This is a genomic window from Burkholderia diffusa, from assembly GCF_001718315.1.
Taxonomy (GTDB): domain Bacteria; phylum Pseudomonadota; class Gammaproteobacteria; order Burkholderiales; family Burkholderiaceae; genus Burkholderia; species Burkholderia diffusa_B.
Map to the genome: position 1 here is coordinate 1,548,558 of NZ_CP013363.1, position 22,431 is coordinate 1,570,988.

Below are 22,431 nucleotides of genomic sequence, written 5' to 3' on the forward strand. Positions count from 1 at the left end.
TCACTCCTCCTTGGTGGACGACCCGGCCCCCGGCTGCGGAGCGGCCAGATATGCGCGCAATGCATCAGCCACCAGCGCGGACAGCGATTGCTCCGTTTCGATGGCGCGATGCTTGACCTGCCGGATCAGGCTCAGCGGCAGGTACACGTTGAATTGCTTCACTTCTTCGTCGGTCATGGGGCTAGTATGCTAGCAATCTAGCAAATGTCAATCGGAACTCCGTAACCTGTGGCGCGGCGGACGTCGGCACCTGGCCACGCCGCCGCCCCCCCCACCGCTCACCGCCCGCTTATTTCGGGTTCACGCGCGCTGCCACTCGCGCGAACAGCGCGTCGATATCGAAGCCGGTCATATCGATGCCGATCGTGTCGCGCAGGCACGCGCCCCATGCGGCCGCGTCGTCGAAGGTGACGGTGCGCCCCGCGCCCGCCGCGTCGCGCAACGTCAGCACGGTGTTGAACAGCGCCGCGCGGCCGTCCGGCAGCACGCGGCAGGCAATCAGGTCGTTCACGAAGATCGAATCGGGATAGGTCGACGTGAACCAGTTCGCGGCGTCGTAATCGATCCACTCGGCCGGCTTCAGCGAGAAGCGGTAGGTCGTCTGCCAGCCGTCGGGGATCTCGAACTGCATGTCGAACTCGCCGTCGACCGGCGCACCCACGACGCGAAACGCGCCGTGCGGCGTCAGTTGCCGCTCGCCCGGCACGAAGCGCAGCGGCGCGGTCAGCGTCGCGCTGCCGAAGCCGATGTCCGCGAGCCAAGCCGCGCCGTCGAGATCGATGCGCAGCAGCATGTGCGTCTGCGCGGTGACGATCTCGGGCGGACGCATCCAGCGCACGCGTGCGATCAGCGGCGTCACGCGAAAACCGATCGTCGTGAGCGCCGTGTAGAAGAGCTTGTTGAGTTCGAAGCAGTAGCCGCCGCGACGGCGCCCGATCACCTTGTCGACGATCGCGGGCAGGTCGAGCGCGACGCGCGCGCCGGTCAGCGGATTGAGGTTTTCGAACGGAATCGCCTGCGGGTGCAGCAGATGCAGCCGGCGCAGCACGTCGAGCGTCGGCTCGGCGGGGCCGTCGTAGCCGATGCGGGCGAAGTAGCGCGAGAGGTCGAACGAGTCAGTCATGAACCGGCACCGGGAACGAAGGAACGTGCAACGATAGCATCGAGCGAAATCCCCATGGTGCGCGGGGCCATCCCGGATCGCCGCGCGCCGCCGGCGCCGCGGCGCGCGGAGGCGCCAACGTTACGGCAGCAGCTTCAGCGCGGACGACGCAACCGACGGCACCGAAATCCCCTGGCTCGTCGCGAACTGCACGGCCTGGCTGAGCGTCGACGCAAGCGACTGCAACTGGCCCGGCGCGCTTTGCGCGATATACGACGCAGCCTGCATGTTCTGCGGATTCAGGCCCGACTGCAGCAACGATGCGGCGCTGGTCGAACCGAGACTGCCGAGCCCCGACTGCAGCTGCGAATACTGCGTGAGGCCCTGGCCGAGCGACGCGAGGCCGTTGCTGAACGCCTGCTTGTCGATCGGGCCGTGGGTCGCGCCGCCGCTCGCGAACGCCTGGCCGAGCGCCTGCGACACCGACTGCTGCGCGCCGCCCATCTGCGACAGCGCGGCCGGCGTCAACGCGTTGCCGCCACCGAGCAGGCTGGCGGCCTGCTGCGCCTGCCCGGCCGCGCCGGTGAGCCCCATCGCCGACGCGAGCGAGGACTGGCCGGCCAGCACCTGCTGGTTCGCGCCGACGTACGCCTGCATCAGCTGCGCGACGCCGCCTTGCGCGGGTGCGGCCTGTTGCTGCCCGCCGCCGAGCAGCGCCGAGCCGATCGACTGCAGGTCGAGCTGCGCATGCGCGGAGCCGTTCGCGCCCAGCAGGATGCCGAATGCGATGCCTGCCGATGCCAGGTGCTTGCCCGTCGCGCGAATATGCTTCATCTGTTTGCCTCGTGCCCGAATGATTGAGGCCGATATTGTCGAAGCGCGTCGCGTGCCGCCGCAACGACTGAAACACATCGAAACGAAATCGCGCGCCGCGGCCGCTTGCAATTCCGTGGCCGTCCCGACTCGGCGCGCGCATTCGTCCGCGTATGCCTCGCGATGTCGGGCACGCGCACGGATTCGTTCCTGCTCCGCATCAATATCGCTTGTTCCGGGCATCCGGGATCGACGCCGCGGCACGCATCACGCAGCCATCCACGCCGGCAGACGCTGACCGACCCAGTCGGCCGCCTGCTCGTAGCCGCGCGCGAGCTGCAGCACCGCGAGATCCGCACGCGGCCGGCCGATCAACTGCATGCCCATCGGCAATCCGGCGTCGTTGAACCCGACCGGCACGCTGATCACCGGACAGCCGGCCAGCGTCCACGGCACGACCGTTTCCATCCAGCGGTGGTAGGTATCCATCGCGCGGCCCGCGATTTCCTTCGGCCAGCGCTGGTCGACGTCGAACGGGAACACCTGCGCGGTCGGTGCCGCGATGAAGTCGTAACGGTCGAAGAAGCTCAGCACGGCCTGGTGCCACGCGGTGCGCTCGATGCTCGCGTCGAACACGTCGGCGCCCTGCATCGCGAGCAGCCCTTCGACTTCGTAGATCGCCTCGGGCTTGAGCAGCGCGCGCCGTGCGGGGTCGCGATAGTGCGCGAGCAGCCCGCCGCCGGACAGCAGATGCCGATGCGCGAGCCACAGGCGCCAGATCCGCTCGGGCGCGAACGCCGGCAGCGCCGCATCGACGTCGCAGCCGATCTCGCGCAGCGTCGCGAGGCCTTTTTCGCACTGCGCGAGCACACCCGGCTCGGTCGCGAGGTAGCCGTTCCAGTCGCCGACCCACGCGATGCGCTCGCCGCGCAGGTCCTTGTCGAGCGGTTTCGCGAAGACAGCGGGATCCTCCGCGAGCGACAGCGGATCGTTCGGGTCATAGCCGGCCTGGATCGCAAGCAAGCGCGCGACGTCGCCGACGGTGCGGCCCATCGGCCCTTCGATGCCGAGCTGCTGCATGAACACGTCGACGCCCGGCCAGCGCGGCACGCGCCCCTGCGACGGACGGAACCCGTAGATGTTGCAGAACGCGGCCGGATTGCGCAGCGAGCCGCCGAAATCGCTGCCGTCCGCGACCGGCAGCATGCGCGACGCGAGCGCCGCGGCCGTGCCGCCGCTGCTGCCGCCCGCGCTCTTCGTCAGGTCGTATGGATTGCGCGTCGCGCCGTGGACTTCGTTGAACGTATGCGAGCCGAGGCCGAACTCCGGCGTGTTGGTCTTGCCGATGAAAATCGCGCCCGCCGCACGCATTCGGCCGACGCCGACCGAATCGGCCTGCGGCACGTTATCGCGGAAGATCGGCGAGCCGTAGGTCGTGCGCAGCCCTTTGGTCATCGCCAGATCCTTCGGCGCCTGCGGCATCCCGTGCAGCCAGCCGTGATACTCGCCGCGTGCCAGCGCGGCATCCTTTTCCGCGGCTTCGGCGAGCAGCGTCGCGCGATCGCGCAGCGATACCAGCGCGTTCACGGCGCCGTTCACGCGCTCGATGTGATCGAGATACGCCCGCATCGTTTCGACGCAGGAAACCTCCCTGCCGCGGATCGCCGACGCGAGTTCGCCGGCCGACAGGCCCACGATCGGATCGACGGTGATGGATGCGGGGGCGAGAAGCTGCGGGGCGCCGTGCGGCATGCGAGGTCTCCTGGAATCGGAATGGAATGGCGGGCCGCGTCGTGGCGGCGATCTGTCCCCGAACGGCCGGGGCGCGCCGGGAGGAGGCCACACGGCGGTCGACGCTCTACTCTACGCGACGCCGGATGGCCGACCTCCGATATTTTCCGCCGCGATTCATTGAGGATTCGACTAAATCGGCGTGGTACGCCGCTCGCCGGCCGACGTCGGGCTGCCGCCCGACCGATCGGTGTAAACGTTTATGCGCATAAACTTAAATTTCTTATATTTCTAATAGGCACAACACGACGCGACAGACGTTGACGACATTTTTACGCGACCGCCCGATATCTTTAGGTCGCGCGATCCGGCGGCGCACTACGCTGGGAACATCTCGACTACGGGGCATCTTCCATGCTCAAGCTGCTGGTTCCGGTCGGTCATTCGCCCCGCTCGCTGCAGGCGGTCCGCCACGCTACCTTCCTGTATCGCGAACGCTGCGCATCGGAGATCGTACTGATCAACGTCCAGCCGCCGCTCGAAGCGACGCGGCTCGAGGCGTTTCACCCGCTGTCGCGACTGCGCTCGATCGAGGACAAGTTCGCATGCGCCGATCTGGCGGCGGCCGAGCGGGTTCTGCGGGAAGCCGACGTTCGATACAGCGTCGTGAAGAAGGTCGGGCCGGTGGCCGACACGATCGCGGCCGTTGCGGCCGAGACGGGTTGCGACGAAATCGTCGTCGTCGCACGGCGGCACGATCCGTTTCATCAGATGCTGTCGATTTTCCGCGACAGCGTGATGGCACGGCTCGTGCGAATTTCCAATGTGCCGGTGACGGCAGTCAGATAGACGGCACGGCGCGAGCGCTTACTTGATGACCTTGCGCCAAAACACGAGATACGCCGCAGCGGACGATGCAACCAGCAAAATGGCCCACATCGGCGCCAGACTGATCAGCACGGAAGATACGTTCAGCATTTGGATTCCTCACTAATTCGATAGCGATGCCCGGCGTCGGACGGTTGCGTTCGAAACCATTGCGCTCGTTGCTTGCCGCGCATCGCGTTCCGTTGAAACATGCATTCATGCTATCGCTTTGACTGCCGGCCCGACCGTCTCGCCCTGCGCGTAACCTGATATTCGTCAAACTCACGTCGATCGTGCGCCGGGGGTGGCCGGCCAATGCCGCTTTTCCCATGCGCGCTGTAAAAAAGAACGCGATCGCCCCGCTCGTCGCCATTTCCGCAGACGTTTACCGGGGGAAGCCCCAAGTGCCTGGCGAAACCTGTCCGCGTTACGCTTCAGCGACGGAGGAGACGATCCATGAGACGAGTCGTACACATCGCATTTTTCGCGCTGCTGGCCTATCTGATCGGCGACCGCGCGTTGCTGCACGCGCAAGGCCGCGATGCCAGCCCGGCGGCCTGCTCGCAGGGCGCCCGGCAGGTGAAACATGACGCGCTCGGCAAGGGCTTCGGCAGCGCGGCCGCCGACAGCCAGAGTGAAGCGTTCATGTCTGCGTGCCTGGTGAGCGGGCGCGGCAATCAGGACGTGGCGATGGCAGCCCGTTGACGTCGAACAGGCGTCGCACCAACGAGCGGTAGCGGTTCCCCGTCGGGCATGCCGCAGCGATAGCGGCTGGCTTGCGTCGAGCGCCAGATCCGTCGATTTCCCCCGGCCCGATCCGGCCCACTCGCGCGCACTGCGCGCCCCTCTTCCCGTATCCTGCGTTCCCGCGCATCGGCCAATCCGGCTTTCCGTTGCATCATGTCGCGCCGGGCATCCGGGACGCGGCCAAGGCCGCCCCCTGCACCGGCCGGGTACGCTACTTGCGGGTCGATTGCCCCCTCCCCACGGGTCGCGATCATGAACGACAACGAGTCCCTCGATTCCGCGCAGCATCGTCCGCGCCCCGCAACGTGGCTGCGCCGCCTCGGGCCGGGACTCGTCACCGGCGCCGCCGACGACGATCCGTCCGGCATCGGCACGTACTCGCAGGCCGGTGCGCAATTCGGCTTCGAGCTGCTGTGGGCGCTCTTGCTGACCTATCCGCTGATGACGGCCATCCAGCTGGTCAGCGCGCGCATCGGCCGCGTGACGGGCAAGGGCCTCGCGTCGAACATGCGCACGCACTATCCGCGCTGGCTGCTCTATGTCACGGTCGTGCTGCTGATCGTCGCGAACGTGATCAACATCGCGGCCGACCTTTCGGCGATGGGTGCAGCGGTCAACCTGCTCCTGCACGGGCCGCAAGAGGGCTATGTCGTTTGCCTCGGCGCCGTGTCGGCCGTGCTGCAGATCTTCGTGCCGTACGACCGCTATGCGCGGCTGCTCAAATGGACCGCGCTGATCCTGCTCGCGTACGTCGCGGTGGCGCTCATCGTGCCCGTCCCGTGGGGCGAGGTCGGCCGTGCGATCGTGCGGCCGCGCATCCAGTGGTCCGCCGCTTACCTGACCACGGTCATCGCCGTGCTCGGCACCACGATCAGCCCGTATCTGTTCTTCTGGCAGGCGTCGCAGGAAGTCGAGGAACTGCGCGCGGTACCGAACCAGCGCTCGCTGCGGCGCGCGCCGCACCAGGCACCCGCGCAGCTGCAGCGGATCAGCTTCGATACCTGGGTCGGGATGGGCGTATCGAACATCATCGGGTTCTTCATCACGCTGACCGCAGCGGCCACGCTCCACCTCCACCACATCGACGTGAAGACGTCGGCGGATGCCGCGCGGGCGCTGGAGCCGATCGGCGGCCACTTCGCGTACGTGCTGTTCGCGCTCGGGATCATCGGCACCGGCCTGCTGGCGCTGCCGGTGCTTGCGGGGTCGGCTGCCTATGCGGCTGCGGGCACCTTCCGCTGGCGCAACAGTCTCGCGCTGAAGCTTGGCGTCGCGCCGGAATTCTATGCGGTCATCGCGCTGGCGATCATCGGCGGCGTCGCGATCACGTTCATGCATTTCGACCCGATCCGCGCGCTGTACTGGAGCGCGGTCATCAACGGCGTAACCGCCGTGCCGATCATGGTCGTGATGATGCTGATGGCCGGCAGCCGGCGCATCATGGGCAAGTTCGCGATCACCGGCCCGCTGGCATGGGGTGGATGGCTCGCGACGTTCGCGATGGCGATCGCGGCGATGGGCGTGTTCGTGCCGGGTTAAGGAACGTGCGTGGCTGGCGCGCCGCACCGCCGTACCGGCGCGGCGCGGCGCCGGATACGCCCGCGTCGCCCGGCCGGCGTGCGCATCGGGTGCGTGTCACGCAGGTCGCAAGGAGAATGAATCGTGGCAAGAAAGGCATCGAAATCCTCACGGCTGCCTTCCAGCGACCAACGTGCGCAAATCCTCGCGCGCCTGCGCAGCCGCAAGATGGCGCGCTCGATACACACCTATACGCGTGGCAGCGCAGACCGCTTCTACGCGTGGCTGGCGGACCATCGCTGCGGAACGCTACCCGACGGTCCCGCGGTATGGATCGGCGGCGACTGCCACCTCGGCAATCTGGGGCCGGTCGCGGCGAAGACCGGCGAAGTCGCCGTGCAGATTCGCGACCTCGACCAGAGCGTGATCGGCAATCCCGTTCACGACGTGCTGCGGCTCGGCTTCTCGCTCGCGACCGCGGCTCGCAGCTCGGATCTGCCCGGTGTCATCACGTGGCGGATGATCGAGGCGCTCATCGACGGATACGAGCGCGCGTTCGACTGCCGCCGCCGCGACACGACCGAGCGCATGCAGCGCCCGACCGCCGTGCAAATCGCGATGAAAGCGGCCCTGCATCGATCATGGCGCAAACTCGAGCGGCAGACGATCCGCAACATCACGCCGCACATTCCACTGGGAAAGCGCTTCTGGCCGCTGTCGGAACAGGAGCGAAACGCCATCCACACCCTGTTCGAATCCGCACCGGTTTCCCCGGTCAACGCGGCGCTCAGCCGCGAGACATACAGCGACGCCAGGATGAAGGTCCTCGATGCCGCCTACTGGGTGAAGGGCTGCAGCTCGCTCGGGCGGCGCCGCTTCGCGGTGATGCTCGACATCGACGGCGCGTGCGCCGACGGACATCCGCCGTATCTGATCGACATCAAGGAAGCCACGACCGCCAAGGCGCCCAAGCATCCCGGCGTGCGCATGCCGCGCGACCCCGCTCAACGGGTGCTCGAAGGCGCCCGTCACGTGTCGCCGATGCTCGGAAGCCGGATGTGCGCGGCGCGGCTCGACGGGCGCTCCGTCGTCATGCGCGAATTGATGCCGCAGGACCTGAAACTGGAAGCTGAACGACTGTCGGAAGCCGATGCGGTCGAAGTCGCGCGGTATCTTGCACGCGTGATCGGCCGCGCGCATGCAGCGCAGATGGACGACGCGACGCAACGTGCATGGCGTACCGAGCTGCATCGTCAACGCCCGAAAACCGTCGACGCACCTTCATGGCTGTGGCGCAGCATCATCGAACTGATGGCCGCGCATGAGCAGGCGTATCTCGAACATTGCCGCCGCCATGTGCTCGCCGAGACGGCCCATTGAGCCCTCCTGCCGTGCTCGGCCGTCGCGACGGGCTCACCGGCGATGCACGGCGAGCGCCGCTCACGATCTCCGTTGCGCCGGGCGGATCACCAGCTCGTTGAAACCGGTGTCCGCATCGGGTTCACGGGAGAACCGATGTGCGGGCAACAGCGCGAGCAGGATCTCGGCGGTCGTTCGCACCACGCAACCGCTCGCGACGTGTCCGCCCGACACGCGCCCGTGTGCGTCGGACACCGACATATGCAGATGCGCGCCGTCCGGCGAGACAGAACCGGCCAGCGTCAGGATCTCGAGGTCGCCGCGCAGTTCGGTCGGCGCATCGACGCCGGCAAAGCGCAACTGCGCGACGTTCAGGCTGCCGATGCCCTGGATCACGAATGCCGCGTGCGCGTCGAGCCGACGCAACGCCCGCTCGATCGACGCGCGCAGATCGTCGCCGGGGGAAAGACGCAAAGGATGGGCTTGCATGATCGATAACCTGCTGGTGGGGCCGGGGTATCGACAAAGAGTACTTTCGACCCGACCATCCGGCAAGCCGCCCGCCGGAAGGAACGCCGCGCGTGCGTCGCCGCCACGCGCGGCACATGCATCACACGGTGAATCGCTCGCTCGCGAATTGCGCATCCGGCACGCCGGCCGCAACGGCAACTTCCCGTGCGCCCTCGACGAGCGGTGGCGGCCCGCATACATATACATCGGGCAGCACTTCGGCCTGTGCAAGCGCCGCTCGCAACGCATCGACCGGCGTCCCGCGGAACCCGGCCCATTCGGCGTCCGGTCGCCATACGCACAATTCGACGAGCAGTTGCGGCAACTCGGCCCGCAACCGCTCCAGCTCCTCGAGCATGAACAGTTCGCGTTCCTCATTGACACCGAAGAACAGCCGCGCGTCGCCCATCTCCTGATACTCGGCCATGCGCCTCAGCATCGACAGGATCGGCGCGAGCCCGGTGCCGCCCGCGACGAACCAGCGCGGCCGAAGGCTGTCGGCGAACAGGCCGAACCCGCCCATCGGCACGCGCACGGTCAGCGGATCGCCGTGCCGCGCGCGCTCGCGCAGATACGTCGAGAACCAGCCGCCCGGCCGCAGCCGGATCAGGAATTCCAGCCGGCCGTCCCAGTTGCTCGTGTTCGAGAGCGAATATGGGCGGCGCAAACCGCTGCCCGGCACCTCCAGTTCCGCGAACTGGCCGGCTTCGAATTCCGCTGCCGCGCCGAATGCATCGTCGGGCTCGATCCGCAGCGCGACGCGCATCGTGTCGCGCGCGATCGTGTCGAGCGCCTCGATCCGCGCGGTACGCACGGGCACCGGCTGCAGCAGAACCTTGGAATGATCGTACGGCGCGGCGACACGCAGGTCGCCGCGCGGCGTCGTCCGGCACAGCAACACCGCGCCGCGCTGGCCGGCCGGCAGTGCGTCGGCGCTGTGCTCCAGCATGTCGTACGGGCCGTCGACGACGGTCGCCTGGCATGCACCACAGCTGCCGCGCCGGCATTGCGACGGCAGCGTGATGTCTGCCTGCGACGCCGCCGCGAGCAGATCCTGGCCGGGCTCGCAGTCGAAGCCGAACGGCGTGCCGTCGCGCGTCGTGATCTCGATCCGGTAGCTCATCGAACGATCCCGATCATGCGGCCTTGCGCGCGAGCGCTTCGGCCAGGTCCGTTCCCGCGTCTCCGATCGGACGGATCCCGAACTGATCGACCAGCACCGCGAGCACGCCCGGCGTGATGAACGCCGGCAGAGACGGCCCGAGACGGATATTGCGAATCCCGAGCGAGAGCAGCGTCAGCAGGACGGCAGCCGCCTTCTGCTCGAACCATGAGATCACGAGCGACAACGGCAGGTCGTTCACGCCGCATTCGAACGCATCGGCGAGCGCGGTCGCGATCCGGATCGCTGAATAGCTGTCGTTGCACTGCCCGATGTCGAGCAGGCGCGGAATGCCGCCGATGTCGCCGAACGCGTGCCGGTTGAACCGGTACTTGTTGCAGCCGAGCGTCATCACGACCGTATCGTCGGGCGCCTGTTCCGCGAACTCGGTGTAGTAGTTGCGGCCCGGCGCTGCACCGTCGCAGCCGCCGATCAGGAAGAAGTGACGGATCTGCCCTGCCTTCACCGCGTCGATCACCTTGTCCGCGACGCCCAGCACCGCATGCCGGCCAAACCCGACCGTGATCGTCTCCTCCGGCGCGGTGGCAACAAACCCGGGCAGTGCCTGCGCAGCCCGAATCAGCATCGAGAAATCGTGATGCTCGAGATGGCGCACGCCCGGCCAGCCGACCGGCCCGGTGGTGAAGATCCGCTGCCGGTATTGCGGCAACGGCTCGATGATGCAGTTGGACGTCATCAGGATCGGCCCGGGGAAATGCGCGAAGTCGCTCTGCTGGTCCTGCCACGCGCCGCCATAGTTGCCGGCCAGATGCGGGAATGCCTTCAGCGTCGGATACGCGTGAGCCGGCAGCATTTCGCCGTGCGTATAGACCTGGATGCCGGTGCCCGCCGTCTGTTCGAGCAGTGCGTGCAGATCGCCCAGATCGTGGCCCGATACGAGGATCGCCTTGCCGGCCACCGGCGACACGCGCACGGCGCCCGGCTGTTGCGCACCGAAGCGGCCGGTGTTCGCGCTGTCGAGCAATTCCATCACCGTCAGGTTCAGCCGGCCGAGATCGAGCGCCTGCGCGAGCAACGCGTTGACGTCGTCGGGATCGCCGGCGAGAAACGCGAGTGCCGCCTCGATGCCCTCGTAAACATCGTCGCGTTCGTAGCCGAGCACCTTCGCATGATGCGCATACGCGCACACGCCCTTCAGCCCGTACAGCACCAGCGCACGCAGCCCGACGATATCGGCGCCCACCGTGTCGAGGCCCGCCTCGATGCCGACGGTCTTCGCCTGCTTCAGCAAGCCGGCCAGATCGTCCGCCGGCTGCCATGCGGCAGGCCCCGTCAGCACCGGCACGGCCGTACCCGTGGCCCGTGCATGTGCTTCGCACGCAGCCTTCACGCGATCGCGCGTTTGCGCCGCTTCACGCAGCAGCGCGACGAAACGCGCCGAATGAAAGTTCACGTTGGTCAGCGTGGTGAACATCGCGTACAGCACGAACCGGTCGGCATCGCGATCAGGCTCGCCCATCTTGCGCGCGATCGCGCCGTACTGTGCGATGCCCTTCACCGCATGAATCAGCAGGTCCTGCAGGTCGGCCGTCGTCTCGTCCTTGCCGCAGTTGCCCTTCGCCGATGCACAGCCGGGCCGTGCGCCGGTCCGGTCGGTCTGTTCGCATTGATAGCAAAACACGGTGTTCTCCTTTCTCGATCATGGGGGCGCGGGTCGGCGCGAACGGCGGCGGGAAGCATGTTGCTGGCCGCCGGGCGTCTCGCCCGCTTCAAGATGCGTCTTTTATGCATCTTTTTTATGATGTTTCGGCACACCGTCGGCTACCGTGATGCAGATCAAGAAATCGCGCGCCCGCGGTGGGACAACTTGTCGCTACGATTGCCCGCCCGCCGGCGCGTCGGCTGCCTTGTCGTTTTCGTCGTCCGCGCAGTCGAAGCCCCAGTCGCCGTATCGATACCAGTCGTCGCCGAGCAGTTCGCACGGGTGCTGGGTCCGGCTGGAGCCGTTGCCGCACCGCATCGCATGCGTGTGGCAGTAGTTGTCGCATCCCCAACAGATCCGCTCGGGATGTGCGGGATGCAGCGGAAATTTCCTGGCCATCGTTCGTCGTCCTCCCGGTATCGTTGCGTCCGCTACCGTTCGACTCTAAGTCCACCGCGAAACGATGCCGATGCGACATTCGTTCGCACCGGACGCACCGCGCTACCCGCGACGATCGTTCGCGAGCGGCGAACACGATCGCCGAAAACAAAAAAGCCCGGACGATGTCCGGGCTTTCCACGTCAGCCATTGTTGCCAGCCGCGCTTACGCCTCCAGGGCCTCGAGCACCTTCCCCTTCGTCTCGATCCCGACCAGATGAACCGTCACGGCGGCGATCAGCGGCACGACGCCGATCAGGTAGAACGCCGGCGCGAGGTTGCCGCCGATGATCGCGTGCGGCACGATCATCGGCGCCGCGAACGACGCGATCTTCAGCCACGCGCTGCCGAGCCCGCAGCCCGACGCACGGATGCTCGTCGGATACTGCTCCGGCGTATAGACGTACGCGGTGATGAAGCCCGATGCCATCAGCCCCAGCGACAGCGAGCAGAAGGTCGCGACGACATACACCGACGCCGCATGATAGAAGCCCGCGAGTGCCAGCGACAGCGCGCAAAGCACGAACGACCACACGATCACGGGCTTGCGGCCGAGCTTGTCGACCAGCAGCGCGGACGCGAGCGAACCGAGCACACCCATCACCGAGCCGATCACCGCGAGATTCAGAGCGAGCTGCAGCGGCGCGTGATAGAAGTTCTTGTAGATCGTCGGCAGCCATGTCGACAGACCGTACTGGATGAACCCGCAGGTCGCCCACAGCGTCGCCACCGCGAGCGTGCGTTTGCGATACGCGGCGCTGAACAGGTCGCTCATCCGGCGCTTCGGGTGCTGACGGACCATCTCGTCGTACGCGGCCACCTGCGTGACCGGCGGCAGTTCGCCGCGCACCGACGATTCGAACACGCCGACCGCGCGCCCCGCTTCCGCGAGGCGTCCGCGCGATGCGAGCCAGCGCGGCGACTCGGGCACGAGATGCGTGAGCACCAGCGCGAGGATCAGCGGCAGCCCGCCGACGAAGTACATGATCTCCCAGCCGAACCGCGGCACGAGCCATGCGCCCAGCGCCATCGACACCAGCAAACCGATCGGAAACACGATTTCGTACAACAGCACGAAGCGGCCACGACCGTGCGCCCGCGTGATTTCGTTGATGTACGTGGCCGCGACCGGCAGTTCGCCGCCGAGACCGAGCCCCTGCAAGATCCGCAGCAGCACGAACACCTCGAACGTCGGCGCGAAGCCGCACGCGATGCTCGTGATGCCGATCACGGCAGAACTCCACGCGATCGCTTTCACACGACCATGCTTCTCCGCGAGCGCGGGAAACAGGAACGCGCCGATCAGCTGGCCGATCGCGCCGGACGCGATCAGCATGCCGATCTGCGTCGGCGACAACCCCCACTTGTGAATCAGCAGCGGCAGCGTCGCCGCGATCGTGATCACGTCGAAGCCGTCGAAGAACGTGGCGGTGCCGATCAGCACGCGCGCGCGGATCTGCATCGCGTTGGCCGGAAGCCGCTCGAGCCGCGCGATGATCGCGCCGGGCGTGGAGGCGGCAGCTTCCATCGTGGCTCTGCCGGCCACGACGTTGTCGAAAGTGCTCATGCGGGGTGTCTCCTGGATCGTTCGCCGGTCAGGCAAGCGCTTTGGTCGTGTCCGCCAGGGCTTCCGTATCCACTGCCCGGCCCTGGTTCATCCACTTGCGCGCGAGCTTGAGCTCGCGTGCGTTGTTGATGGCGACGACACCTCTCACATGTCCATCGCCTACGAAAAACAGCGTCGCGCGGCGCGCGGCGAGATCGCCGCGCACGACGAGCTGCGCATCGGCCGGCAGATCGCCGAGGATCTGCAGGTTCACGTCGTACTGATCGGACCAGAACCACGGAATCTCCGCGTACGGCGCGCGCACGCCGAGCACGGCTTTCGCGGCCGCGATCGCCTGGTTCTGCGCGTTCGCCCACGATTCGAGCCGCACGCGCCGTTTCAGCCAGCCGTTGTGATGGTTCGCGACGTCGCCACACGCGAAGATCGCCGGGTCGCTGGTCGCGCCGAATTCGTCGACCACGATGCCGTCGTCGATCGCCAGGCCCGCGTCGCTCGCCAACGTCGCATTCAGCGCGAGGCCGATGCCGGCCACCGCGAAATCCGCGTCGATCGTCGTACCGTCGGCGAGCGTCGCGCGCACCTTCGACGTATCGTCCGGCTGTGCGTCGAGCGACGCGAGCGCCGCGCCAAGGCGCACGTCGACACCGTTCGCGCGATGCAGGTCGAGCAGGAAGTCCGACACGACCTGCGGCACCGAACGCCCGCACAGACGCGGCGCGCCTTCGACGACGACTGCGTCAACGCCGAGCTTGCGCGCGGTCGCTGCGACTTCAAGACCGATCCAGCCGCCGCCGATCACGATCACGCGCCGGCTCGCACGCAGCTTCTCGCCGAGCGCGGCCGCTTCGTCGAGCGTGCGCAGGTAGTGCAGGTTCGATGTCCTGACGATTGTGTCTGGCAAGCGGCGCGAAGTGCCGCCGGTCGCGATCACGAGACGGTCGTATTCGATCTCGCGGCCGCTTTCGGTCTTCACCACGCGGCGCGCGCGGTCGATCGACGACGCGCGTTCCGGCTGCCATGCCTCGACGTTCAGCGCGTCGAATTCGTCGGGACGCACGACGCGCACCGTTTCGATGTCGGCGTCGCCGGCCAGCACGGCTTTCGACAGCGGCGGACGCTCGTACGGCAGATGCGGCTCGTCGGCAATCATCACGAGGCGGCCCGCGAACCCTTCCGCCCGCAGCGTCTTCAGCACCCAGCCGGCAGCCTGCCCGCCGCCGATCACGACAACGGTGCCCGGCGCGGCGGGCGCCTGCGTGTTCCCTTCGATCATGATTTACGCTCCGTCATGAACTTGCCTTCCGGCGCCTTCGCGTTCTTCTGCCGGCGCGTGTTGCCGTCGAGGCCGCCGTCGACGGCCCATTCGGCGAACACGGTCGGGCCCGGTTCGAATTCGCGCGGCTGCCATTCGGGCGTCAGCACATCCTCGTCCGCGTAGTACTCGATCAACGCACCGGCCGGATTCTGGAAGTACCAGAAGTACGCGGAGGACACCGGATGACGCCCCGGGCCGAGTTGCGTTTCCCAGCCGCAGCGGTCGATGTGCATGCCGCCGCCGAACACTTCATGGATGTCGCGCACGGTGAACGCGACGTGGTTCAGGCCGCGCTTTCCGTTCGGCAACGCGAGCAGGAACAGGTCGTGGTGTCCGCCATGCGGCGCGCAACGCATGAACGCGCCACGGCCCGGATACCGATCCGACGTCTCGAAGCCGAGCAACTCGTGGTAGAACGCTTCTTGCGCATCGAGGCAGTTCGTGAAGAACACCACGTGGCCCACTTCGACCGGCTCGGCGCGCGCATAGATCGGGCTCGGCTGGTCGATGCGCGCCGTGTGGCCCCACGCGTTCGACGGCGAGCCAGTGATGTCGAGCGCGCGCTTGCGCGTCACCTCGATGCGGATCGCCATCCCGTTCGGGTCGATGCAGCCGACCGCATCGTCCTGCGCGTAATAGCCGGGCTGGCCGGCCAGTTTCGTGCGCAGCGCATCGACTTCCTGCCGCGTCGCGACGCCCCACGTGACTTCGCGCAGCGTCGGGCCAGCCTCGAACGCGGGCGGCAACGACGGATCGTCGGCCTTGACGATCAGCACGGTGCAGCCGTTCAGCGTTTCGAAGCACGCGCGCGTGTCGTCGTGCGCGACTTCCTTCAGCCCCCAGTCGGCGAAAAAGCGCCGGCACGTCGCGAGGTCGTCGACACCGTACGTGATCTGCTCGATACCCAAGATACTCATTGCGTCATTCCCCTTCGCTCAGTTCGCCCACGGCAGCGGCGCGTCGTTCAAGCCCCAGTAGAGGCTCTTCTGCTGCATGTATTCGCGGATGCCGAGACGCCCCTTCTCGCGGCCCATCCCGCTCTCCTTCCAGCCCGAGAACGGCGTGGAGATCGAAAACAGCTTGTACGTGTTGATCCAGACGGTGCCCGTCTCGAGTGCGCGCGCGATGCGCCATGCGCGCTTGTAGTCGCGCGTCCAGATGCCGGCGGCAAGGCCGAACACGCTGTCGTTCGCCTGCGCGATCAGCGATGCTTCATCGTCGAACGGCATTGCGACCAGCACCGGCCCGAAGATCTCTTCCTGGCAGATGCGCGCGCTGTTCAGCAAGCCTTCGAGAATCGTCGGCTGGTAGAAGAAGCCATCGTCGCGCCCGTCGCCCGACGGCCGCTCGCCGCCGCACAGCAGGCGGCCGCCTTCCTCCAGCCCGAGCGCGACGTAGCGCTCCACCGATTCGCGATGCTTCGCGGTGATCAGCGGACCCATCTGCGTGTCGGGCCGCGTCGGATCGCCCACGCGCAGCTTGCGCGCGCCCGCCACCAGACGCTGCATGAATTCGTCGTACACCGAGCGCTGCACGAACAGGCGCGAACCTGCGATGCACGCCTCGCCCGACGAACTGAAGATGCCGTACAGCACGCCGTTGACCGCATGGTCGAGATCGGCGTCGTCGAACACGATCGTCGGCGACTTTCCGCCGAGTTCCAGCGACACGGGCATCAGCTTTTCCGCCGCGATGCGCGCGATGCCGCGGCCCACTTCCGTGCCGCCGGTAAACGACACCTTCTTCACGAGCGGGTGGCGCACGAGCACGTCGCCGATCACCGAGCCCTTGCCCGGCAGCACGCTCAGCACACCCTTCGGCACACCGGCCTCCTCGCAGATGCGCGCCAGCGCGAGCGACACGAGCGGCGTGACTTCGGCCGGCTTGAGCACCACCGCGTTACCGCCGGCGAGCGCCGGCGCGAGCTTCTGCGCATCGGATGCGATCGGCGAATTCCATGGCGTGATGGCCGCGATCACGCCGATCGGCTCGTACACGCTCATCGTCAGGTAGTCGCCGCGCGACGGCGTCAGTTCTTCGTCGAGTGTTTCCAGGCACGCCGCGAAATAGCGGAACGTGTTGGCGGCGCTCGCCACCAGCACGCGCGTCTCGCCGATCGGCTTTCCGTTGTCGCGGCGCTGCAGGTTCGCGAGCGCTTCGTGACGCTGCATGATCAAATCGGCGATCCGGTACAGCACGAGCGCGCGCTGGTGCGGCTTCAGGCCGGCCCAGTCGGCGCGGCGCCATGCGGCGTCGGCGGCCACGACGGCTTCCGCGGCGTCTTCCGCGTTCGCCGTCGATACTTCCATGTTCAGCGACTGGTCGGCCGGATAGATGCTCGCGTAAGGCGCGCCACGGCCGCGCCGCCACTCGCCGCCGATCAGGATGTCGCCGTTGGGTACGAGGCTCGTATCGAATGGAGTCATGTCACAAGTCCCACAAATCTGTCTCTGCGCAGCCGCCCGCGCCGTGGCGCCGGCGGCCGTTCAATGGCCCGAAAGGCTGCGTCGCCCGCTCAGATCACACAGCGGGCCGCGCGGTTGCGCAGCGCGCGAATCGCGCTGTACGCGGTCAACGCGGAGGTCTTCGGGTTGTCGGGCAACGGCTTGCCGCTCATCTCGAGCGACATCTCGCCGAACGCGCCGCGCGCGGTAATGCGATGCACGTTGCGCGCAACGGCCGGATCGGCAATCAGCCGCACGCGCGTCGCGTCGAGGCCGAGGCCCGCGAGCGCGACCGTCGCCGCGACGTTCGCGTTCTTCGGATACAACCGTGCGGCGTCGCGCGCCGTGCCTTCGAAGATCACCTTCTCTTCCGTCATCGAACGCAGGTCGCACAGTTCCTCGGCGGGCGTGCCGAGCCAGCCGAGCGGCGGCTTGCGGCCGACGTACAACACTTCGTCGAGGCCGCCCTGCTTCGCCGACGCCAACGCGTCGATTCCGCCGATCGCGCCGGACAGCAGCGTCAGCGTCGCATCGCCTTCGTCGGCTGCCTGTGACAGCGCGTCGAGCAGCGCGAGGTCGGACAGCGCGCCGATCGATGCGACCGCGCAATCGGTGCCGGCCTTCAAGAGCGGCACGACGTGATCGACGAGCGCGCTGTGACCCGCGCATTCGAGCGCGAACTCGGGGCGGCGGGCCAGCGCGTCGACCGACGACACGACCTCCACCGCGCCGCCGAGCTCGCGCTGCACCGCGTCGCGCTGGTGCTCGGGCACGATCACGTGCGCGACGCGCAACGACGCATCGTGCTCGACCGCGCGATACACGGCCGCACCGATCGCGCCGAAGCCGATCATCGCGATGTCGACGGGCGCATGCCCGTGAGCGTGGGCGTTACGCATACTGCCGCTCCGACGGCGTTTCTTCCTTCTTCACCGGCGGGCCCGCGAATGCCGATGCGAACGAGCCGACCGACAGCATGTCGACCTCGACCATCACCGGCCCTTCCTTCGCCATCCCTTCGCGCACGATCGCCTCTGCCTGGTCGAGCGACGAGATCCGGTAGTGCGTGAGGCCGAAACTCGCGCAGAACTGCGCGAAATCCGGCTGGTGCAGTTGCACGAAGCAGCGGCGGCCGCCGTAGTGCGCATCCTGGATGTTGCGGATCACGCCGTAGCACTGGTCGTTCATCAGCACGATCATCACGTTCGCGTTTTCCTGCACGGCCGTCACGAGCTCGCCGACGTTGACCATCAGGCCGCCGTCGCCGACCAGGCAGACCGTCTTCGCCGCCGCGCCGGCCAGGGCCGCGCCGATGCCCATCTGGATGCCCTGGCCGATACCGCCGCCGAGCGCATGCACGCCCGCGCGCGGCTCGAAGATCTTCAGCAGCCGGTTGCCCCACGTGCTGTTCGAGATCGTCACGTCGCGCACCCAGTTGTAGTCGCGGCCCACTGCACCCTGCAGCGTGTCGACCAGCTTCTTGTACGGCCCGAGGCCTTCCGACACGCTGGCGACGGCCTGCTCGCGCGCCGCCGCGAGATCGGTCGCGAACCGCGGATCGACGGACAGGCGGCCTTCGAGAAGATCGGCCAGCTCGGCGAGCACGCGCTTCGAATCGCCGTGCACGAACAACTCGTTGCGGTAGCCGCGGTTGTCGGCGAGCGCGTCGGCATCGATGCGGAACAGCGGCTGCGGCAACGCAAGCTTGTACTTCAGCGTCTCGTTGCCGCGCAGGCGCGAGCCAACCACGACGAGCGCGTCGCAGGTCCTGTAGAACGCTTCGACGGATGCATGCACGTTGAATGCGCCGAGGGTCGCCGGATGATCTTCCGGCAACACGCCGCGGCCCTGCACGCTCGTCACGACGCCGAAGCCGAGCTTCACCAGGCGTTCGACTTCCGCACGCGCGTGGCGCGCACCGCCGCCGATCCACAACAACGGACGGCGCTTGGCCGCCAGCGCGTCGGCGAGCTTCGCGACGCGCGCTTCGTCGTGCTCGCGCACCGCGACGTGCGCCGGTGCGAGATCTTCCGGCCATTCGATTTCGGCGGCCTGGATGTCGATCGGAATCTCGACCGACACGGGGCCGGTCGGTGCGGTCTGCGCGACGCGCACCGCTTCGCGGATCGTCGGCAGCACCGTCTCGACCGTGCGCACGCGGAATGCGGCCTTCGAGATCGCATTGAGCATCGTGAGCTGGTCCGGCGCTTCGTGGATGTAGGCAAGATCCTGATCGAGATACGGCGTCTCGATCTGCCCCGTGATGTGCAGCAGCGCCGTGCCGGCCGTCAGCGCCTCGACCATCGCGCCCGCCGCGTTGCCCGCCGCCGTGCCCGTGCTCGTGAACGCGACGCCGAGGCCGCCCGATACGCGGGCGAGGCCATCGGCCATGTTCACCGCGCCTGCTTCACCGCGCGCGCCGACATACCGGATGTTGCCGCGCGAGTTGATCGCGTCGAGGATCGGCATGTTGTGGATCGAGATGACACCGAATGCGGTTTTGACGTCGCACTGCTCGAGAAAGGCGGCAATCAGCTCGCCAACCGTGGTTTTTTTAGACATGGCGTGCAAAGCCTCCAGAAACGTCGATATGGCTGCCCGTCGTGTAGGACGACAGATGCGTTGCGAGATAAAAGAGCGCCCAGGCTGCCTCGTCAGGCTTGCCGAAGCGGTTCAGCGGAATGTTCTTCTTGCGGGCGAGCGCGCCCGTCCAGTCTTCCCAGCTTTCGCCGGCCTGCGCCTGCGCTTCGTAGCGGCGGCGCCACTGACCCGACTCGACGATGCCGATCAGGATCGAGTTCACACGGATGCGCTGCGGCGCGAGTTCGGTCGCGAGCGACTTCACGAGGCTCAGCACGCCAGCGCGCGCCGACGACGTCGCGACCATGTGCGGCTCCGGCTGCAGCGCGAGCAGCGAGTTCACGCAGGTGATCGTCGGCGCCTGCGCGTCGCGCAGCAGCGGCAGGAACGCGCGCGTCGGGCGGATGATGCTGAAATACTTCAGTTCGAGCTCTTCGCGCCATGCGTCGTCGGTCGTGTCGGCAAAGGTCGACACGCGGCCCTGGCCCGCGTTGTTGACCAGCATGTCGGCGCGGCCGAAGCGGTCGGACACGGCCTGCGCGAACGCGGCCACATCGGCTTCGTCGAGCACGTTGCAGCGCACGGCGAGCAATTGCGCACCCGGGTATTGCTCGCCGAGCAGCGCTTGCGCGCGTGCGAGGCGTTCACCGTCGCGGCCGCAAATCGCGACCGACGCACCGGCCTGCAGGAATTTTTCGGCAGTCGCGAGGCCGATGCCGGACGAACCGCCCGTCACCACCGCCACCTGCCCGGTCAGATCGATGTTGATCATGTCGTCGCCTCTTGCAAGGCCGCCCCAAGAGGATTGACCGCCCCCTTGGAGGGCAGCGTGCGAAGCATGCGTGCGGGTCTCATTTCAATCCCAAAGCCTTCATAAACGTGTGCTCGTCATCCGAGCGGTAATTGAGCCGCCGCGACAGCTCCGCCGCCGCGCGCTGCACCTTGTCGATCAGGCCGTCGGCGATCAGCGCCGCGTCGATCTCCGGCCGAGGCACAGTCACCGTGATGCACGCGACGATCTTCTGCGTGTCGTTGCGCACCGGCGCCGTGACCACTGAAATGCCGCGTTCGAACGACGAATTGCTGACGCCGTAGCCGCGCAATGCGTCCTCGCGGATCACTTCGTACAACGCATCGACCGTCTCCGGCGTCGCGCTCGTCATCCGGTTCAGCGTGCTTTCCGGATACAGCTCGCGCAATTCCTTCAGCGACAGGTCGCCCATCAGCACGTGGCCGTGCGTCGTTGCATGCGCGGGCAGCCGCGTGCCGACGTTCACGCGAATCGAGCTGAACACCGGCGACTGGCTCTGCGCCTTCGCGACGAACACAACGTCCCGGCCGTCGCGGATCACGATGTGCGTCGTGAAGCCGGTCGCGTCGCGCAGGCTCTCGATCACCGGCAGGCCGAGATCGGTCAGCTCGAGCGAGCTCAGGTATTCGAAGCCGAGCCGCAGCACGGCGATGCCGAGCTTGTAGTTGCGATCCTTGTCCGCGCGCTCGAGAAAGCCGAGCGATTCGAGCGTCTGCAGCAGACGGAACACCGTCGTGCGCGGAATGCCGAGCCGCTTGGACAACTCCGGCGCGCCCAGTACCGGCTCGCGCGGCGAGAATTCGGCGAGGATCCGCAAACCGCGTTCGAGGCCCGGCACCACGTAGTTGGCGTCGGACTTCGCGGCTTCCGCGTCCTGCTGCTGTTGCAACGGTTCGCTCATTCCAGCCCCCGCTGACGATCGCATTGACGACAGAACGCGTCGATCAGCGCGGAATACACCGCCGGTGCTTCCACGTAACCTGCATGACCGGCCTGCGGAATCACCTGCAGCCGGACGTGCGCGGCCGCGGCGATCCGCTCGCACGCCGCGGGCGGCGTGATCGCGTCGTTCGCGCCGACCGCGACCGCCGTGCGACCGCGAAAGCCGGCGAGATCGGACGCGAGATCGGCATTCGCGAGCAGGTGCGTGGCCTGCGCATAGCCGGCCGGCACGATGCGTGCCATGTTCCAGCGCACCCACGCACGCGCATCCTCGCTCGCGAAACCCGACAGCATGTTGCCGCTGCGCTGCTCTGCAAGCCCGGCCGGGCCGAGTTCCTCGAGCATGGCGAGGCGTGCATCGCGGCGCGTGTCGCGCGTTTCCGCAGGCGCACTGCCGTAACCGCCCGCGGGCGAGATCAGCAGCAGGCCGGCGATCCGCGCGGGCATCACGCGGGCCAACCCGCCCGCGACGATCGCACCGAGCGAATGCCCGACCAGTACGCAGCGTTCGATGCCGAGTGCCTCGAGCCACGCGTTCAGCGACGCCGCGTAATCGGCGGCCGTCGGCGACGCGCCGTGCACGGGGGTCGACGCGCCATAGCCGGGCGCGTCCCACGCCAGCACGCGTCGCGACGCACCGAGCGTGTCGAGCTGGCGCACCCACGATGCGGCGCCCGAGCCGATCCCGTGCAGCAGCACGACGGGCAGCGCGCGGCCCGCATGCTGCGCGCCGGCCTCGCGATAGCCGATCGTGCCCGCCGCGCCGGCCGCGCAGCGCTGTTCGGGAAACTGCCCGAGCAGCGCGGCGAACGCCGCGGTGCGATCGCGTTCACGTTTGTCGATGACACTCATTGCTTGCTCC

General features: G+C 67.5%; 21 protein-coding genes. 4 read left to right on the forward strand and 17 right to left on the reverse strand.

Going from position 1 to position 22,431, the window contains the following annotated elements:
- The 4 genes from WI26_RS22185 to WI26_RS22200 form a co-directional block, all read right to left on the reverse strand.
- The gene (locus WI26_RS22185; protein WP_069227205.1) at window positions 1–177 is read right to left on the reverse strand and encodes a ribbon-helix-helix domain-containing protein; all 177 of its coding nucleotides are present in this window, start codon (window positions 175–177) and stop codon (window positions 1–3) included.
- Window positions 178–289: 112 nt separating this feature from the next.
- On the reverse strand, window positions 290–1,123 hold the full coding sequence (locus WI26_RS22190) for an arylamine N-acetyltransferase family protein (protein WP_060187957.1): 834 nt from the start codon (window positions 1,121–1,123) through the stop codon (window positions 290–292).
- A gap of 120 nt (window positions 1,124–1,243) precedes the next feature.
- Window positions 1,244–1,936, reverse strand: a complete 693-nt coding sequence (locus WI26_RS22195) for a hypothetical protein (protein WP_069227206.1) — start codon at window positions 1,934–1,936, stop codon at window positions 1,244–1,246.
- A 246-nt stretch (window positions 1,937–2,182) separates the two neighbouring features.
- The gene (locus WI26_RS22200) at window positions 2,183–3,667 is read right to left on the reverse strand and encodes an amidase (RefSeq protein ID WP_060187959.1); all 1,485 of its coding nucleotides are present in this window, start codon (window positions 3,665–3,667) and stop codon (window positions 2,183–2,185) included.
- A gap of 393 nt (window positions 3,668–4,060) precedes the next feature.
- Here WI26_RS22200 and WI26_RS22205 point away from each other — a divergent pair, with 393 nt between their 5' ends.
- The 4 genes from WI26_RS22205 to WI26_RS22220 all read left to right on the forward strand — a co-directional run bounded on the left by WI26_RS22205 (window position 4,061) and on the right by WI26_RS22220 (window position 8,158).
- The gene (locus WI26_RS22205; RefSeq protein ID WP_069227207.1) at window positions 4,061–4,495 is read left to right on the forward strand and encodes a universal stress protein; all 435 of its coding nucleotides are present in this window, start codon (window positions 4,061–4,063) and stop codon (window positions 4,493–4,495) included.
- 474 nt (window positions 4,496–4,969) lie between these two features.
- A complete protein-coding gene (locus WI26_RS22210) occupies window positions 4,970–5,218 on the forward strand; it encodes a hypothetical protein (RefSeq protein ID WP_059464620.1) in 249 nt (82 codons plus the stop codon).
- Between the two features lie 294 nt (window positions 5,219–5,512).
- Window positions 5,513–6,799 carry an Nramp family divalent metal transporter gene (locus tag WI26_RS22215; protein WP_059539779.1) on the forward strand — a complete coding sequence of 429 codons (1,287 nt, stop codon included), beginning with the start codon at window positions 5,513–5,515 and terminating at the stop codon, window positions 6,797–6,799.
- 123 nt (window positions 6,800–6,922) lie between these two features.
- Window positions 6,923–8,158, forward strand: coding sequence for a DUF2252 family protein (locus WI26_RS22220; RefSeq protein ID WP_069227208.1), 1,236 nt, complete (start codon window positions 6,923–6,925; stop codon window positions 8,156–8,158).
- 60 nt (window positions 8,159–8,218) lie between these two features.
- On the opposite strand, the gene WI26_RS22225 is transcribed toward WI26_RS22220, so the two are convergent.
- From WI26_RS22225 to WI26_RS22285, 13 genes are all read right to left on the reverse strand, one after another.
- Entirely contained in the window at window positions 8,219–8,626 is a 408-nt protein-coding gene (locus WI26_RS22225) for a PPC domain-containing DNA-binding protein (RefSeq protein ID WP_069227209.1), read from the reverse strand.
- Window positions 8,627–8,747: 121 nt separating this feature from the next.
- Window positions 8,748–9,770 (reverse strand): 2Fe-2S iron-sulfur cluster-binding protein, encoded by a 1,023-nt coding sequence (locus tag WI26_RS22230; protein WP_069227210.1) that lies wholly within the window; start codon window positions 9,768–9,770, stop codon window positions 8,748–8,750.
- A 13-nt stretch (window positions 9,771–9,783) separates the two neighbouring features.
- A complete protein-coding gene (gene hcp / locus WI26_RS22235) occupies window positions 9,784–11,451 on the reverse strand; it encodes a hydroxylamine reductase (RefSeq protein ID WP_059464616.1) in 1,668 nt (555 codons plus the stop codon).
- A gap of 192 nt (window positions 11,452–11,643) precedes the next feature.
- Window positions 11,644–11,871 (reverse strand): DUF3079 domain-containing protein, encoded by a 228-nt coding sequence (locus WI26_RS22240; RefSeq protein ID WP_059464615.1) that lies wholly within the window; start codon window positions 11,869–11,871, stop codon window positions 11,644–11,646.
- Between the two features lie 205 nt (window positions 11,872–12,076).
- Window positions 12,077–13,477, reverse strand: a complete 1,401-nt coding sequence (locus tag WI26_RS22245) for an MFS transporter (RefSeq protein ID WP_059914875.1) — start codon at window positions 13,475–13,477, stop codon at window positions 12,077–12,079.
- 28 nt (window positions 13,478–13,505) lie between these two features.
- Entirely contained in the window at window positions 13,506–14,750 is a 1,245-nt protein-coding gene (locus WI26_RS22250) for an NAD(P)/FAD-dependent oxidoreductase (protein WP_069227211.1), read from the reverse strand.
- Window positions 14,747–15,709 carry a VOC family protein gene (locus tag WI26_RS22255; protein WP_069227212.1) on the reverse strand — a complete coding sequence of 321 codons (963 nt, stop codon included), beginning with the start codon at window positions 15,707–15,709 and terminating at the stop codon, window positions 14,747–14,749. Before WI26_RS22255 ends, WI26_RS22250 begins: the two co-directional genes overlap by 4 nt.
- Window positions 15,710–15,727: 18 nt before the next feature.
- Complete coding sequence (locus tag WI26_RS22260) at window positions 15,728–17,218, reverse strand: aldehyde dehydrogenase (protein ID WP_069227213.1); 1,491 nt, start codon at window positions 17,216–17,218, stop codon at window positions 15,728–15,730.
- 89 nt (window positions 17,219–17,307) lie between these two features.
- A complete protein-coding gene (locus WI26_RS22265) occupies window positions 17,308–18,135 on the reverse strand; it encodes an aspartate dehydrogenase (protein WP_059464610.1) in 828 nt (275 codons plus the stop codon).
- Window positions 18,128–19,798 carry a thiamine pyrophosphate-binding protein gene (locus tag WI26_RS22270; protein ID WP_069227214.1) on the reverse strand — a complete coding sequence of 557 codons (1,671 nt, stop codon included), beginning with the start codon at window positions 19,796–19,798 and terminating at the stop codon, window positions 18,128–18,130. Before WI26_RS22270 ends, WI26_RS22265 begins: the two co-directional genes overlap by 8 nt.
- Entirely contained in the window at window positions 19,791–20,588 is a 798-nt protein-coding gene (locus WI26_RS22275) for an SDR family oxidoreductase (RefSeq protein ID WP_059539786.1), read from the reverse strand. The genes WI26_RS22270 and WI26_RS22275 overlap by 8 nt, the downstream gene beginning before the upstream one ends.
- A 79-nt stretch (window positions 20,589–20,667) precedes the next feature.
- A complete protein-coding gene (locus tag WI26_RS22280) occupies window positions 20,668–21,528 on the reverse strand; it encodes an IclR family transcriptional regulator (RefSeq protein WP_059509032.1) in 861 nt (286 codons plus the stop codon).
- Complete coding sequence (locus WI26_RS22285) at window positions 21,525–22,421, reverse strand: alpha/beta fold hydrolase (protein ID WP_069227215.1); 897 nt, start codon at window positions 22,419–22,421, stop codon at window positions 21,525–21,527. The genes WI26_RS22280 and WI26_RS22285 overlap by 4 nt, the downstream gene beginning before the upstream one ends.
- Window positions 22,422–22,431: the final 10 nt, after the last annotated feature.